At 74.0% G+C, this 15610-nt stretch carries 11 protein-coding genes; 9 read left to right on the top strand and 2 right to left on the bottom strand.

What is annotated here, in order from left to right; translation table 11 throughout:
* The first annotated feature begins 38 nt into the window (after window positions 1-38).
* The 3 genes from ABZ885_RS16265 to ABZ885_RS16255 all read left to right on the top strand — a co-directional run bounded on the left by ABZ885_RS16265 (window position 39) and on the right by ABZ885_RS16255 (window position 3033).
* A complete protein-coding gene (locus tag ABZ885_RS16265; protein ID WP_360188173.1) occupies window positions 39-791 on the top strand; it encodes a response regulator transcription factor in 753 nt (250 codons plus the stop codon).
* 11 nt (window positions 792-802) lie between these two features.
* Entirely contained in the window at window positions 803-2296 is a 1494-nt protein-coding gene (locus ABZ885_RS16260) for a HAMP domain-containing sensor histidine kinase (RefSeq protein ID WP_360188171.1), read from the top strand.
* A gap of 125 nt (window positions 2297-2421) precedes the next feature.
* Window positions 2422-3033 carry a Uma2 family endonuclease gene (locus tag ABZ885_RS16255; RefSeq protein ID WP_360188169.1) on the top strand — a complete coding sequence of 204 codons (612 nt, stop codon included), beginning with the start codon at window positions 2422-2424 and terminating at the stop codon, window positions 3031-3033.
* Here the strand turns inward: ABZ885_RS16255 and ABZ885_RS16250 are convergent.
* Entirely contained in the window at window positions 3011-3688 is a 678-nt protein-coding gene (locus ABZ885_RS16250) for a helix-turn-helix transcriptional regulator (RefSeq protein ID WP_360188167.1), read from the bottom strand. The two genes, ABZ885_RS16255 and ABZ885_RS16250, sit on opposite strands and share 23 nt — an antisense overlap.
* Before the next feature lie 58 nt (window positions 3689-3746).
* On the opposite strand from ABZ885_RS16250, the gene ABZ885_RS16245 reads away from it, so the two are divergent.
* From ABZ885_RS16245 to ABZ885_RS16220, 6 genes are all read left to right on the top strand, one after another.
* Entirely contained in the window at window positions 3747-4634 is an 888-nt protein-coding gene (locus tag ABZ885_RS16245) for an oxidoreductase (RefSeq protein ID WP_360188165.1), read from the top strand.
* A gap of 91 nt (window positions 4635-4725) precedes the next feature.
* Entirely contained in the window at window positions 4726-6093 is a 1368-nt protein-coding gene (locus ABZ885_RS16240; protein ID WP_360188201.1) for an oxygenase MpaB family protein, read from the top strand.
* Between the two features lie 391 nt (window positions 6094-6484).
* Window positions 6485-8029: a cytochrome ubiquinol oxidase subunit I gene (locus ABZ885_RS16235; RefSeq protein ID WP_360188163.1), complete on the top strand. Its 1545-nt coding sequence runs from the start codon at window positions 6485-6487 to the stop codon at window positions 8027-8029.
* A 10-nt stretch (window positions 8030-8039) separates the two neighbouring features.
* A complete protein-coding gene (gene cydB, locus ABZ885_RS16230; RefSeq protein ID WP_360188161.1) occupies window positions 8040-9065 on the top strand; it encodes a cytochrome d ubiquinol oxidase subunit II in 1026 nt (341 codons plus the stop codon).
* 4 nt (window positions 9066-9069) lie between these two features.
* A complete protein-coding gene (cydD, locus tag ABZ885_RS16225) occupies window positions 9070-12597 on the top strand; it encodes a thiol reductant ABC exporter subunit CydD (RefSeq protein WP_360188159.1) in 3528 nt (1175 codons plus the stop codon).
* Between the two features lie 219 nt (window positions 12598-12816).
* Complete coding sequence (locus tag ABZ885_RS16220; protein ID WP_360188199.1) at window positions 12817-14481, top strand: GAF domain-containing protein; 1665 nt, start codon at window positions 12817-12819, stop codon at window positions 14479-14481.
* Window positions 14482-14648: 167 nt separating this feature from the next.
* Here ABZ885_RS16220 and ABZ885_RS16215 read toward each other — a convergent pair whose 3' ends face one another.
* Window positions 14649-15473, bottom strand: coding sequence for an HAD family hydrolase (locus ABZ885_RS16215; RefSeq protein WP_360188157.1), 825 nt, complete (start codon window positions 15471-15473; stop codon window positions 14649-14651).
* Between the last annotated feature and the right edge of the window lie 137 nt (window positions 15474-15610).

The following is a 15610-nucleotide window of genomic DNA, read 5'->3' as shown; positions in this document are numbered from 1 at the left end:
CCGTGCAAGGCACTGTGTCCACACCAGGAACCTCCGCGGTGGCCGGCGGCCCGGGGGAGGCGTTCCTCCTCGTCGTCGACGACGAACCGAACATCCGCGAGCTGCTCTCCGCCTCGCTGCGCTTCTCCGGCTTCCGGGTCGCCTCCGCCGCCAGCGGCACCGAGGCGCTCGAACTGATCACCACCGAACGCCCCGACCTGGTCGTGCTCGACGTCATGCTGCCCGACCTCGACGGCTTCACCGTGGTCGAGCGGCTGCGCGAGCAGACCACCCGCGGCCAGATCGCCGGCCCCGCGCACGGCCACCCCGGCGACCACCTCCCGGTGCTCTTCCTCACCGCGAAGGACGGCGTCGGCGACAAGGTCCAGGGCCTCGCCGCCGGAGCCGACGACTACGTCACCAAGCCGTTCAGCCTGGAGGAGCTGATCGCCCGGATCCGGGCCATCCTGCGCCGGGCCGGCGGCCCCGCCGAGGACGGCCGGCTGGTGGTCGCCGACCTCACCCTCGACCCGGTCGCCCACGAGGTCACCCGCGGCGGCATCCCGGTCGCGCTCTCCCCCACCGAGTTCAAGCTGCTGCACTACCTGATGGCCAACGTCGGCCGGGTGGTCTCCAAGGCGCAGATCCTCGACCACGTCTGGGCGTACGACTTCGGCGGCGACCTCTCCATCGTCGAGTCCTACATCTCCTACCTGCGCCGCAAGCTCGACTCCGGCCCCGCCCACGGCCCCAAGCTGATCCACACCGTGCGCGGCATCGGCTACGCCCTGCGCCGCCCCCCGCAGAACTGACGGACGGCCCGATGCTCACCCGGCTGTCGCTCCGCGCCCGGCTGCTCGTCCTGGCGCTCGCCCTGGTCACCACCGGGCTCGCGGTCAGCGACACCGTCGTGCTCGGCACCGTCCGGGTCCAGCTGGTGCAGCGGCTGGACGAACAGCTGACCCGGTTCGCCGAACCGCTGTCCAAGCGCGTCCCCGGCCGGACCACCTGGCCCGACTACCGGCAGCCGGCCGTCACCAGCAAGCGCGGCACGCCCAACTACCTGGCCGCGCTGCCCAGCCAGTACCTCGTCCAGTACCTCTCGGCCGACGGCCGGGTGCAGCAGGTGGTCCGCCAGCCGGTCTCCGAGAACGACCCGGCACCGGAGCTGGCCGGCCTGGACCCGGCGGCCACCGCCGCCGACACCCCCTTCGACCTGCCCGACCAGCGCGGCCGCAACGGCTGGCGGGCGCTGGTCCTGCCGCTCCAGCGGCCGTCCGCCCCGGCCAGCGCCTTCGCCGCGCCGACCCCCACCCCCTCGTACCTGATGGTCGCGGTCTCGCGCGAGGACATCGACACCACCGTCGGCCGGCTGCGCACCGCCTTCCTCGGGATCGGCGGCGCGGTGCTGGTGCTCATCGCGGCGCTCGGTTTCTTCGCCGTCCGGGCCGGTCTGCGGCCGCTGCGCCGGATCGAGGAGGGCGCCGAACTGATCGCCTCCGGCGAGCTCTCGCACCGGATGCCCGCGCTCCCGCCGCGCACCGAGGTCGGCCGGCTCTCCATCGCGCTGAACGGCATGCTCACCCAGATCGAGGCCGCGTTCGCCGCCCGCGCCGAGTCGGAGGCCCGGATGCGGCGGTTCGTCGCCGACGCCTCGCACGAGCTGCGCACCCCGCTGGCCGGCATCCGCGGCTTCGCCGAGCTGTACCGGATGGGCGCGCTGCCCACCGCGGCGGACGTCACCCGGACCATGTCCCGGATCGAGAACGAGGCCGTCAGGATGGGCGCCCTGGTGGAGGACCTGCTGGTGCTCGCCCGGCTCGACGAGGAACGCCCGCTCGACCTCGCGCCGATGGACCTGCGCACCCTCGCCGCCGACGCCCTGCACGACCTCGTCGCGCTCGACCCGTCCCGCCCGGTCGCCCTCACCGGCCCGGACGGCTCCGGCTCCCCCGGCCCGGCCCCCGTCCTCGGCGACGAGGCCCGGCTGCGGCAGGTCGTCACCAACCTGGTCGGCAACGCCGTCAAGCACACCCCGCCGGGCACCCCGGTCCGGATCGGCGTCGGCACCACCAGCGGCCTCTGCCTCCTGGAGGTCGCCGACTCCGGCCCCGGCCTCACCGCCGACCAGGCCGCCCTGGTCTTCCACCGCTTCTACCGGGTCGACGCCTCCCGCAGCCGCCACGACGGCGGCGGCGCCGGCCTCGGCCTCGCCATCGCCACCGCCCTCACCCACGCCCACGGCGGCACCCTGACCCTCCGCACCGCCCCCGGCACCGGCGCCACCTTCCGCGTGGAGCTCCCCCACCAGCGCTGAAACCCCCCGATCGGGTGAACCCCGGGCTCTCACCCGTCCGGGATCTCCGTCGTCTGCGACCGTACGGGTGCGGCTTGTTGCGCATGGCACGAGCCGACCACACTGGACGGGAAAGAGGTGTCTCAATGACCGCGCTCGTAGCCGAGGAGACCGTCGTGGACCTGGACCAGGCGCTGTGGCAGGTGTGGAAGGCGATGGACGTCCCGGAGGGCTTCCGGGCGGAGATCATTGAGGGGGCCATCGAGATGTCGCCTACTGGTGGGGTCCGCCACGCGACGATCAATCGCCGCATCGTGCTCGCTCTTCACGATCATCTACGTGGCAGCGGCTGGGCTCCGGGGTTCGACAGCAACATCATCCATGGCCTCAAAGTCGTGATCCCTGATGTCTACGTCGCGCCAGATGACCTGGAGGAGATTGAGCATCCTGAGGGCGGGTGCATTCTTGCCTCTGGCGTCGCGGTGGTCGTCGAGACGGTGTCACCCGGAAGCAAGAACAGCCAGCGTGATGTGGTCCTCAAGCACCGCGCCTACGCGAGCGCCGGCATTCCGGTCTACGTGATCATCGACGACTTCGACGACGGCGGCGCCGTCACCGTCCTGACCAACCCTGACACTGAGCGCCGGTCCTACGCCCGCTCGGAGCGGACACCCTACGGCGAGGAGGCGGTGATCCCGGAGGGGCCGGCGAAGGGCTTCGTGATCGGTCCGGAGATCACCGGGGGCCGCCGGGACTGACCCCGTCCTCCAGCAGGCCCTGGGCGAGGAGGCCGGCCTGGAACCGGGAGTTGGCGCCGAGGGTGGTCATCAGCTCGGCGACCCGGCGGCGGTAGGTGCGCAGGGAGAGGCCGAGCAGGCGGGCGCCGGTCTCGTCGGTGTGGCCGGCGGCCAGCGCGCCGAGGATCTGCCGGGCCTGGTCGCTGAGCAGGGGCGGGGCGGTGCAGTCGGCGAGGTCGGTGGCCGCCTCCCAGGTGGCGCGGAAGAGCGTGCGGACGCCGTCGACGACCTCCGGCGTCTGCACCACGGTGAAGGTGCGCACGCCGCGGACCGGGGGCCCGGCGAGGATCGCGGTACGGCGGTCGATGACGATCGCCTCGCGGGCGAGCGGCCCGTCGGAGATCCGGACCTCGATGCCGGAGTCGGCGATCCGCAGCAGCCGCCGGTGCGACTCCGGGTCGGCGAGCGCGCGCCGGGTGTAGAGCTTGCGCATGGTGAGCCCGGGAATGACGTGCGGCCGTTTGCCCTCCCGGAAGGCGGCGTTGACGCCGGAGGACCAGGTCACCAGGTCGGCGGCGGCGACCAGGAACTCCTCACGGGAGGCGACGAAGAGGTGTCCGACCCGCTGGACGAGCTCGCGTTCCCCGTGCAGGGTGATGATCTGATCGGTATTCATGGCAGCAAACTGCCAGATCGGACGGAGGCATGGCGAGCGGAGCCGGAGGCTTGATGCCATGACGATCTCCTCTCACCCCTCCGCGTCCGGCTCCCTGCTCCTCGGCGGCGACCTGCCGGTGGCCCGGATGGGCTTCGGCGCGATGAAGCTCCCGATGCGGGACTGGCAGGGCCCCGCCTGCGACCCCGAGCAGAGCCGCGCCGTGCTGCGCCGGGCCGTCGAGCTGGGCATCGACCACATCGACACCGCCTGGTTCTACTTCTTCCGGGACGTCTCGGCCAACGCGCTGATCCGCGAGGCCCTGCACCCGTACCCCGAGAACCTGGTGATCGCCACCAAGGTCGGTCCGGGCCGCTTCCCCGACGGCACCTGGATGAACCCGGCCGACCGCACCGGGCTGCGCGAGGCCGTCCACCGCAACCTGCGCGAGCTGGCCGTGGACCGGCTCGACCTGGTCTACCTGCGGCGGATGCCCAGCCAGAACTCGATCGCCGAACCCTTCGCCGCGCTGGCCGAGTTGCAGCAGGAGGGACTGATCCGGCACCTCGGCGTCAGCAACGTCGACGCGGCCCAGCTCGCCGAGGCGGAGGCGATCGCCCCGGTGGTCGCGGTGCAGAACAAGTTCAGCGTGCTGGAGCACAGCACGGCCGGAGCGGCGCTGATGGCGGACTGTGCCCGGCGCGGCATCGGCTTCGTGCCGTTCTTCCCGATCGGCGGCAACGGCATCCCCGAGCACCCGGTGCTCGCGCGGGTCGCCGACCGGCACGGTGCGACCCGGGCCCAGGTCATGCTGGCCTGGCTGCTCGCCGTCTCGCCGACCGTCCTGGCCATCCCGGGCACCTCCTCGCCGGCCCACCTGGAGGAGAACGTGGCCGCCGCCTCGCTGCGCCTGGACGAGGCGGACCTGGCCGAACTGGGCGCCCTCGCCGGGGGCCTGGACAAGTAGGACGATCACACTGATTCCGGCGGTGTTTCCGCCTCCGACCCGCGGGGGAGGCCGGAGGCGGCGGAGCACAGCGGGGAGTCAGGGGATGCGGATGCCGGTGTCGTCCAGGCGGGGCGCCTCCTTCCGGCGCGACCTCAGCGAGTGGCGGGTCGGGCTGGTCGCCTGGCGGCTGCTGGTGCTGCAGGCCTCCCACCCGGTGGTCGCGGCGGGGATGGACGAGCACTCCACCTACCGCGGCCACCCGTGGCGCCGGATCGAGCACACCCTCGGCAGCGGCCGGCGGCTCTTCCAGGCCGACGGGGAGGCGCTGCAGCGCGAGGTCGAGCGCCTCGGCCGGGCCCACCGGCGGATCCGCGGCACCGCCCCGGACGGGCGGTCGTACGACGCCCACGACCCGGCCACCCGGGCCTGGGTGCTCCTCACCCTCTTCGAAGCGGTCGTCGCCATGCGCGCATTGGGCGGCGACCGCTACCAGGCAGCCGAACTGGAGGCGGTCTACCAGGAGTTCCGGCAGATCACGGACGTGTTCGGCCTCCCCGCGGGCGCGGTGCCGAAGACCGTCGCCGAACTGCCCCGCTACTTCGACCGGATGGTGCGCGAGGAGCTGGAGTTCACCGCCTCGGCGCGCTACCTGCTGTACGACATCCTGCGCGAGGCGCCGCAGCCGCGTCGGCTCCGGTGGCTCGGGCCGGGCGGCTGGCGGCTGGTCCGGGCGGTCGCGGCCCGGGTGGTCACCGCCCTCACCGTCGCCGACCTGCCGGCCGCCTACCGCGAGCGGTTCGGCCTGGCCCCGACCCGGGGCGCGGCCGTCCTCTCGGCGCTGCTGCACCGCGGCGGCCGGGCCGTGGCCACGCGGCTGCCGGACCACCTGCGCTACCGCTCCCCGGACCGCCGGCCCGCCGTGCGCCGGCCTCCCCGGCAGGACACCCGGCGGCCCCGGGTGGACCGGTTCTTCCACGAGGTCATGGACCAGACCGGGGACGGCTGCGTCACCGCCCGCGACCTCCAGGCCATGGCGCACAACGTCTGCTGGCAGCTGGATCTCACCGAGGAGGGCGAGGCCGCGGTGTACGCCGGCTTCGAGGCCTGGTGGGAGCAGCTCCGCTCGACCATGGACACCGACGGCGACGGGCGGATCGACCGGGCCGAGTTCGTCGCCGCCACCCTGGCGGGCTGCGACCGGGACCCGGACTACCTGGAGGCCGGTCTGCTCCCCGCGCTGCGCGCCGTCTTCACCGCCGCCGACACCGACGGCAGCGGCTTCCTGGACGCCGACGAGTACCGGGTGGTGTTCGGCGGCCGCCGCGTCCACCCGGCCGAACTCTCGCACGGGTTCCGGCAGCTGGACGTGGACGGCGACGGCCGCATCACCGAGCGGGAGTTCCTGGACGGCTTCGTGGAGTACTTCACCGCCCGCAGCCCGTCCGCAGCCGGCGCCCACCTCCTCGGCCGTCCCTAGCGCCGCAAGCCGCTACCGCCCGGCGTCGAGGGCGGCGAGCAGGGCGCGGTGACCGTCCGCACGGGGGCGGGTCCGGCGCGGCCGTGGGCCGGTCCGGCCGGAGCGGCGGCTGTCAAGCGCCGGATCGGCCAAGAGCGCCGGCGCACCCGCCCCGGCCGCTCGTTGTGGCCGGTCCGGGCGGATCGCAGACTGTGCGCACGGCATCGCCGCCGGTCAACCCCACCCCGCCCGCAATTCACTCGTAAGCATGATGGATACTGGCCCTTGTGAACGTGTTCACGTTCACAAGCGGACAAGCTTGCGCCGTTGAGCTGCGGCCTTCGGCTGAAGATGACGTTTGTGAAGTTTGTCCGGAACGAGACCTTTGCAGGTCGGTTGGAGAGAGGGCGACGTGGAACTGGCAATCGCTCACGAGACCATCGCGCGATGGCAATTCGGCATCACCACCGTCTACCACTTCCTCTTCGTCCCGCTCACCATCAGCCTGGCCGCCGTCGTGGCGGGGCTGGAGACCGCCTGGGTGCGGACGGGCCGGGAGAAGTACTTCCACGCCACCAAGTTCTGGGGCAAGCTCTTCCTGATCAACATCGCGATGGGCGTGGTCACCGGCATCGTCCAGGAGTTCCAGTTCGGCATGAACTGGTCGGACTACTCCCGGTTCGTCGGTGACGTCTTCGGCGCCCCGCTCGCGATGGAGGCGCTGATCGCCTTCTTCTTCGAGTCGACCTTCATCGGGCTGTGGATCTTCGGCTGGGACAAGCTGCCGAAGAAGCTGCACTGCGCCTGCATCTGGATGGTTGCGCTCGGCACCGTGCTCTCCGCCTACTTCATCCTGGCCGCCAACTCCTGGATGCAGCACCCGGTCGGCTACGCGGTCGACCCGGCCACCGGCAAGGCGCAGCTCACCGACATCACCAAGGTGCTGTTCCAGAACACCACCCTCACCGTCGTGGCGCACACCCTGACCGCCGCCTTCCTCACCGGCGCCGCCTTCATGGTCGGCATCGCCTCCTTCCACCTCTGGCGGGCCAAGCGCCGGCCCGGGAGCGCCGACCCGGCCAAGACCGCCGTGATGCGCACCTCGCTGCGGCTCGGCCTGGTCCTCGCCGTCGTCTTCGGCCTGGGCACCGCGCTCAGCGGCGACTCGCTCGCCAAGGTCATGTTCGAGCAGCAGCCGATGAAGATGGCCGCCGCCGAGGCGCTCTGGGACAGCCAGGCGCCGGCGCCGTTCTCGGTCTTCGCGGTCGGCGACGTCGGCAAGGGCCACAACTCGGTGGAGCTGGAGGTCCCCGGGGTCCTGTCCTTCCTGGCCCACAGCGACTTCAGCTCGACCGTCCCCGGCATCAACGACACCGCCAACGCCGAGGCCGCCAGGTTCGGCGGCGACCCCAAGGACTACATCCCGAGCATCTTCGTTACCTACTGGGGCTTCCGCCTCATGATCGGCTTCGGGATGACCTCCTTCGTGGCCGGGGTGGTCGGGCTCTGGACGACCCGGCGGAAGCTCTTCCTGGCGCCGGAGTTCCGCACCGGCGAGACCGAGGTGCCGCGGCTGATGCTCACGCCGAAGCGCGAGCTGGGCCCGTTCCTCACCAAGTGGAGCTGGCGGATCGGCATCCTGACGATGGGCTTCCCGCTGATCGCCAACAGCTTCGGCTGGGTCTTCACCGAGATGGGCCGTCAGCCCTGGGCCGTCTTCGGGCTGATGACCACCGCGAGCGCGGTCTCGCCGAACGTCTCCGTCGGCACCCAGATCGGCGCGCTGACCACCTTCACCGTGCTGTACGCCGTCCTCGCCGTGATCGAGGTCCGGCTGCTGGTCAAGTACGCCAAGGCCGGCCCGGTCACCACCGAGCGGCCACCCGCCCAGGACCCGACGCTGCGCGGCCCGTCCTCGGACGACGACGCCGACAAGCCGCTCGCCTTCGCCTACTGAGGAGCCGACCATGCACCTCCACGACGTCTGGTTCGTCCTGATCGCGGTCCTGTGGATCGGCTACTTCTTCCTCGAGGGCTTCGACTTCGGCATCGGCATCCTGACCAAGCCGCTGGCCCGCGACACCGCCGAGCGGCGGGTGTTGATCAACACCATCGGCCCGGTCTGGGACGGCAACGAGGTCTGGCTGCTGACCGCCGGCGGCGCCACCTTCGCGGCCTTCCCCGACTGGTACGCGACGCTGTTCAGCGGCTTCTACCTCCCGCTGCTGGTGATCCTGGTCTGCCTGATCGTGCGCGGCGTCGCCTTCGAGTACCGGGCCAAGCGGCCCGAGCCGCGCTGGCAGCGGAACTGGGAGGAGGCCATCTTCTGGACCTCGCTGCTCCCGGCCTTCCTCTGGGGCGTGGCCTTCGCCAACATCGTGCACGGCGTCGCCATCGACGGGCACAAGAACTACGTCGGCACCGTCTGGGACCTGCTCAACCCGTACGCGCTGCTCGGCGGCCTGGTCACGCTGAGCCTCTTCACCTTCCACGGCGCGGTGTTCGCCGCGCTCAAGACGGTCGGCGAGATCCGCGTCCGGGCGCGGGCGGCGGCACTGCAGCTGGGCCTGGCGACGGCCGCGCTGGCGCTGGTCTTCCTGGGCTGGACCCAGGCCGACAGCGGCAACGGCCGGAGCCTGGTCGCGCTGGTGGTCGCGGTCGCCGCCCTGGCCGGGGCGCTGGTGGCCAACCAGCTGGGCCGCGAGGGCTGGGCGTTCGTCCTCTCCGGGGCGACCGTCGTGGCCGCGGTCGCGATGCTCTTCCTGTCGCTCTTCCCGGACGTGATGCCGTCCACCCTGAGCGGGACGTGGAGCCTGACCGTCTCCAACGCGGCCTCCTCGGCGTACACGCTGAAGCTGATGACCGTCGTGGCCGCCGTCTTCACCCCGCTGGTGCTGCTCTACCAGGGCTGGACCTACTGGGTGTTCCGCAAGCGGATCGGCGTCCAGCACATTCCCGGGCACGACCCGGCCGGCGTGCCCGCGCAGGTCTGACGCCATGAAGCCGGTCGACCCGCGCCTGCTCCGGCACGCCCGCGCCACCCGTGCCTTCCTCGTCGGGTCGGTGCTCCTCGGCACGGCCGGCGCGGCCCTGGTGGTCGCCCAGGCGAGCCTGATCGCCGAGATCGTGGTGCGCGGCTTCCAGCAGCGCGCCACGCTCGGCGACCTGACCACCCCGCTGGTGCTGCTGGCCCTGACGGCGGCCGGCCGCGGGCTGGTCGGCTGGCTCACCGAACTGACCGCGCACCGGTCCGTCGCCCGGGTGAAGTCCACCCTGCGGCGCCGGCTGCTCGACCACGCCACCGCGCTCGGCCCCGCCCACCTGGCGGGCCGGCGCACCGGCGAGCTCACCACCCTCGCCACCCGCGGCATCGACGCGCTCGACGACTACTTCGCCCGCTACCTGCCGCAGCTGGCGCTCGCCGTGGTGGTCCCGGTGATCGTGCTGCTGCGGATCGGCGGCGCCGACCTCGCCTCGGCCGCGATCATCGCCGGGACGCTGCCGCTGATCCCGCTCTTCATGGTGCTGATCGGGATGGCCACCCAGTCCCGGATGGACCGCCAGTGGGCCACCCTGGCCCGGCTCTCGCACCACTTCCTCGACGTCGTCGCCGGGCTGCCGACGCTCAAGGTGTTCAACCGGGCCCGCGCCCAGGCGGCCGGCATCGCCCGGATCACCGCCGACTACCGCCGGGCGACCCTGCGCACCCTGCGGATCGCCTTCGTCTCCTCGTTCGCGCTGGAGCTGCTCTCGACCCTCTCGGTGGCGCTGGTCGCGGTCTCGATCGGCTTCCGGCTGGTGGACGGCACCCTGGACCTGGAGACCGGGCTGCTGGTGCTGGTGCTCGCCCCCGAGGTGTACTTCCCGGTCCGCCAGGTCGGCGCGCTCTACCACTCCAGCGTGGAGGGGCTGACCGCGGCCGACGAGCTGTTCCGGGTGCTGGAGACCCCGCTGCCGGCCGCCGGCACGGTGACCGCGCCCGCCCTGGCCGGCGCCGCCGTCGAGGCCGCCGGCCTCACCGTCACCTTCCCCGGCCGCACCGTGCCGGCGCTGGCCGGCGCCGCGCTGACCCTCCGCCCGGGCACGACCGTCGCGCTGACCGGCCCGAGCGGGGCCGGCAAGTCCACCCTGCTCGCCGTCCTGCTCGGCCTGACCGCGCCGGACGCCGGCACCGTCCGGATCACCGCCGCCGACGGGCGGACGTACGACCTGGCCGAGCTGGAGCCTGGGAGCTGGCGCCGGCAGATCGCCTGGGTGCCGCAGCACCCGCACCTGTTCGCCGGCACCGTCGCCGACAACCTGCGGCTCTACCGGCCGGACGCGGACGAGGCGCGGCTGCGGTCCGCGCTGGCGGCCGCGCACGCGCTCGACTTCGTCCAGCGGCTGCCGCAGGGGCTCGCCACCGTGCTGGGGGAGGACGGCGCGGGGCTGTCGGCCGGCCAGCGGCAGCGGCTGGCGCTCGCCCGGGTGCTGCTCGCCGACGACCGGCCGCTGGTGCTGCTGGACGAGCCGACCGCGCACCTCGACGGCGAGTCCGAGGCGGCCGTGGTGGACACCGTCCGGGCCCTGGCCGCCGACCCGGCGCGCACCGTGCTGCTGGTCGCGCACCGGCCGGCGCTGCTCGCGGCGGCCGACGAGCAGGTCCGGCTGGCCGGGCCCGCGCTGCCCGCGGCGGCCGCACCGGCCCCGGTGCCCGCGCCGCACCGCGGCGGGCCGGTGCCGGAGGTCCCCGAGGCCGCGGCCGGCACCGGCACCGGCACCGGCGCCGAGGAGGCCGGGGAGGCCTTCAAGCCCCGGCTCGCGCTCTCCGTGCTGCTCGGCGCGCTCGCCCTCGGCTGCGCGGTCGCCCTGATGGCCACCTCCGGCTACCTGATCTCCCGCGCCTCCGAGATGCCGCCGGTGCTCTACCTGATGATGGCCGTCACCTCGGTGCGCGCCTTCGGCATCGGGCGGAGCGTCTTCCGCTACGCCGAGCGGCTGGTCTCGCACGACGCCGTGCTGCGCACCCTGGGCACGCTGCGGGCCGCGGTGTACCGCCGGCTCACCGTGCTCGCCCCGGCCGGGCTGCCCGCCTTCCGGCGCGGCGACCTGCTCTCCCGGCTGGTCGCCGACGTCGACGCGGTCCAGGACCACTACCTGCGCTGGCGGCTGCCGGCCGCCGTCGCCGCCGTGGTGTCCGTGGCCGCCACCGTCGGCACGGCCGCCTTCCTGCCGGCCGCCGGGCTGGTGCTCGGCCTCGGGCTGCTGCTGGCCGGTGCGGTGGTGCCGGTGCTGGCCGCCCGCTGGTCGGCCGGCGCCGAGCAGCGGCAGGCACCGGCCCGGGGCCGGCTCGCCACCGCCGTGGTCGACACCCTCACCGGGACGGCCGAGCTCACCGTCGCCGGGGCGCTGCCCGGCCGGCTGGCCGCCGTCCGCTCCGCCGACGCCGCGCTGACCGGGCTGGCCGCCCGCTCGGCCGCCACCACCGCGCTCGGCACCGGGCTGATCGCGCTGCTCACCGGCCTGACCGTGGCCGCCGCGGCGGCCGTCGGCATCCAGGGCGTCCGGGACGGCGCGCTGGCGCCGGTCTGCCTGGCGGTGGTGGTGCTCACCCCGCTCGCCGCCTTCGAGGCCGTCACCGGGATGCCGCTCGCCGTGCAGGCCCGGCGGCGCAGCCGGGCCGCCCGGGCGCGGCTGGCCGAGGTGCTGGACGCGCCGCCCGTGGTGGCCGAGCCGGCCGTGCCCGCCGCCCTGCCCGGGCAGCCGCTGCCGGTCGCCGTCCGCGGCCTGACCGTCCGGCACCCCGGGCAGGCGGTGGACGCGCTGGCCGGTGTCGACCTCGACCTCGCGCCCGGCCGCCGGATCGCCGTGGTCGGCCCGTCCGGCTCGGGCAAGACCACGCTCGCCCTGGCGCTGCTGCGGTTCCTGGACGGGACGGCGGGCAGCGTGACCTTCGCCGCCGGCCGTCCACAGGCTGTGGACAGCCGGGAGCTCTCCGGGGAGGACGTCCGCCGGGTGATCGGGCTCTGCGCGCAGGACGCCCACGTCTTCGACAGCTCGCTGCGGGAGAACCTGCGGCTGGCCCGGCCGGACGCGGGCGAGGACGAGCTGCGCGCCGCGCTCGCCGGCGCCCGGCTGCTGGACTGGACCGGGACGCTCCCGGACGGGCTGGACACCATGGTCGGCGAGCACGGCGCCCGGCTCTCCGGAGGGCAGCGCCAGCGGCTCGCGCTCGCCCGGGCGCTGCTGGCCGACTTCCCGGTGCTGGTCCTGGACGAGCCGGCCGAGCACCTCGACCTGCCCACCGCCGACGCGCTCACCGCCGACCTGCTGGCCGCCACGGCCGGCCGGACCACCGTGCTGATCACCCACCGGCTGGCCGGGCTGGACGACGCCACGGTGGACGAGGTGCTGGTGCTCGACGGCGGCCGGGTGGCCGAGCGCGGCACCTGGTCCGCGCTGCTGGCCCGGCCCGACGGCCGGCTGCGGGCGATGCGGGACCGCGAGCGGGAGGCCGACGGCCTCGTCGTCCCCGTCCCGGCCTGATCGCCGGGTGCCGGCCGCCGCGCCACCCTTCGGCGGAAAAGCGTACAAACTACGCTCGTCTCCATGGACCCCACGCCAGACCTGCCCCCCGCCGCCGCGTCCGGCCCGGCGCCGGACCCGACGCCCCACCGGGTGCCCGAGATCTCCTCGCTCGGGCTGGACACGCTGGTCACCGAGGTGGCCGAGCGGCTGCAGTCGGCGGCCGCCGTCACCGACCGGATGCAGCGGCTGCTGGAGGCCGTGGTCTCGGTCGGCGCCGGCCTCGACCTGCACGCCACGCTGCACCGGATCGCCACCGGCGCCGCCGAACTGGTCGACGCCCGGTACGCGGCGCTCGGGGTGATCGCGCCCGGCGGGCACGGCCTGGCCGACTTCATCCACGTCGGAATCGAGGACGGGACGGCCGCCGCGATCGGCGAGCTGCCGGCCGGCCGGGGGATCCTCGGCGCGCTGATCGACCGGCCGGAGCCGCTGCGACTCGCCGATCTCGGCGCCGACCCGCGCTCCACCGGCTTCCCCCCGGAGCACCCGGAGATGCGGACCTTCCTCGGTGAGCCGATCCGGATCCGGGACGAGGTGTTCGGCAACCTCTACCTCACCGAGAAGAAGGGCGGCGGCGCCTTCACCCCCGAGGACGAGCAGGTGGTGCACGCCCTCGCCGCCGCGGCCGGCGTCGCGATCGAGAACTCCCGGCTGTACGAGGAGGGCCGCCGCCGCGAGCGGTGGATCGCGGGCGCGGCCGCCGTCACCACCTCGCTGCTCTCCACCGACGAGGCCGAGGTCGCGCTGACCGTCGCGGCCGAGCAGGTACGGGAGTTGGCCGACGCCGCGCTCGGCATGATCCTGCTGCCGACCGCCGGCGCCGACGGCGACGGGCAGATGCGGGTGGCCCACGCCTCCGGCGAGGCCGCCGAGTTCGTGCGCGGCGAGCTGCTGCCGCCGGACAGTTTCGCCGCCCGGCTGCTGAAGGGCGAGAGCGTCTACCTGGACGACATGTCCAGCGACCCGACCGTGGTGATCCGGCTGGCCCGCAGCTTCGGGCCGTCGATGGCGGTGCCGATGATCGCCGCCGGGCGGGTGCTGGGCGGCCTCTGCGTCTGGCGTTCGCGCGGGGCGCTGCCGTTCACCGACACCGAGAAGCAGCTCGCCGAGACCTTCGCCTCGCAGGCGGCGCTCGCCCTGCGGCTCGCCGAGGGCCAGCGGGACCAGCAGCGCCTCGCCGTCTTCCAGGACCGCGACCGGATCGCCCGCGACCTTCACGACCTGGTGATCCAGCGGCTGTTCGCCACCGGGATGATGCTGGAGAGCGCCGCCCGGCGGGCCGTCGTCCCCGAGGTCAAGGTCGGCATCGGCAACGCGGTGGACGAGCTGGACGCCACCATCCAGGAGGTCCGCACCACCATCTACGCGCTCCAGCACGACAACCACGGCGACGCGCCGGACACCCTGCGGACCAGGGTGTTGCGGGAGGGCAGCCAGGCCGCGGCGGCGCTCGGTTTCAAGCCCTCGGTGACCTTCGCGGGCCCGGTGGAGAGCCTGGTCGGGGAGAAGACCGGCCGTCAACTGCTGGCTGCCCTGCGGGAGATGCTCTCCAACACGGCCCGGCACGCGCGGGCCTCCCGGGTCGGCGTGGAGGTCGACGCGACGGTGCACCTGGACGACGCGGGCCGCCCGGTGAGCGGCGACCCGGAGTCGCTGGACCGCGCCGGACGGCCGGGGGTGCTGCTCACCGTCACCGACGACGGCGTCGGCATCCCGTCCGGCGGCCGGCGCAGCGGCCTGAGCAACCTCGCCCGGCGGGCCGAGGCGCTCGGCGGCGACGCCTGGCACGAGCCGGGGCCGTACGGGAAGGGGACGCTGGTGCGCTGGACCGCCCGGCTCTGAGGGCGCCGGGGCTTCGCCCGTTCCCGAACGGAGGGTGACGCGGGAGGGGGGACGGAGGGGCGGTTGGTGTGTAGTCGGTGAATGTTTAACGAGGGAGAACTTCCCGGCCAACGGAGCAAGTTGTGCCCCCGCGCGGCCCGGCGGCTACCCGCCGTACAAGGGCCGGCTCAGCGGCCGAGGAACTCCTCCAGCACCGCCGCGACGCCGTCCTGCTCGTTGCTCACGGTGTGCAGCGGCACCGCCGCGAGCACCTGCGGGTGCGCGTTGGCGACGGCGTACGCGGTGCCGGCCCAGGCCAGCATCTCCAGGTCGTTCGGCATGTCGCCGAAGGCCACCACCTCGCTCCGGTCGATCCCGCGCCCGGCGCACCAGCGGGCCAGCGTGCTGGCCTTGGTGACGCCGGGCGCACTGATCTCCAGCAGCGGGATCGGCGCGGAGCGGGTGATCTCGGCCAGGTGGCCGGCCGCCTCGCGGGCCTCGGTGAGCAGCTTGTCGGGGTCGAGGTCCGGATGCTTGGCCAGCAGCTTGAACAGCCCCCGCACCGTGCCGCCGGTGCCCAGCAGCTCCTCGGCCGGGCCGATCGGGTGGTCCTCGTCCTCGCCCCACATCGGCACCTCGTACCCGGGCTCGCGGGCGAACCCGGCCGGGTACTCGAAGGCGAACGCCGTGCCGGGCAGCTTCGCCCGCAGCGCGGCCACCACCTCCAGGGCCGTCCCGGCGTCGAGCGGGAACGACTCCAGCAGCTCGCCCCGGTGCACGTCCACGACGGCGCCGCCGTTCGAGCAGATCGCCACGCCGTGACCGCCGATGTGCGGGCTGACCTGCTGCATCCAGCGCGGCGGCCGCCCGGTCACGAACACCACCTGGACACCGGCCGCCTCGGCGGCGGCCAGGGCCGCGGCGGTGCGCGCCGTGACGGTGCCGCCGGAGCAGAGCAGGGTGCCGTCCAGGTCGGTGGCGATCAGGCGGGGGGCGGTGCGGGGTGTGGTCACCGGACCATCTTCGCGCACCGCCTCCGGGGGGGGGGGGGGGCCCGCGGGGGGGGCGCCGCCCGGGTCCGGTAGGCCACAGATCAAAACAGGACAAGTACTAAAATAATGTTTGTAGGAGGGGGTAGGGAATGAAGTGG

It is taken from the genome of Kitasatospora sp. NPDC047058 (assembly GCF_040643935.1).
Taxonomy (GTDB): Bacteria; Actinomycetota; Actinomycetes; order Streptomycetales; family Streptomycetaceae; genus Kitasatospora.
Note: the sequence above shows the minus strand (reverse complement) of the source record. Positions and strands in the feature narration are given on the sequence as shown.